Raw genomic sequence first — 255 nt, 5'->3', positions numbered from 1 at the left:
GTGGACGCACCTCTGGTGTTCCGGTTGTCACGCCAGTGGCATTGCCGGGTAGCTATGTGCGGACGGGATAACCGCTGAAAGCATCTAAGCGGGAAGCCCCCTTCAAGATGAGACATCCCCGAGGCCTCGAGCCTCCTGAAGGGCCCAGCGAGACCAGCTGGTTGATAGGCCGGGTGTGGAAGCGCTGCAAGGCGTTGAGCTAACCGGTACTAATGGCCCGTGAGGCTTGACCATATAACACCCAAGCGGTCTGCC

General features: G+C 60.4%; 1 rRNA gene. It reads left to right on the top strand.

From position 1 onward, the window contains the following. Positions 1–234: ribosomal RNA gene (locus M8009_RS19455) — 23S ribosomal RNA — on the top strand; the annotation flags it as partial. Between the last annotated feature and the right edge of the window lie 21 nt (positions 235–255).

Origin of the sequence: Halomonas gemina (assembly GCF_023554995.1) — a bacterium.
GTDB classification, from domain to species: domain Bacteria; phylum Pseudomonadota; class Gammaproteobacteria; order Pseudomonadales; family Halomonadaceae; genus Halomonas; species Halomonas gemina.
The sequence above is the reverse complement of the archived record's forward strand: the minus strand, read 5'-3'. Positions and strand labels throughout refer to the sequence as shown.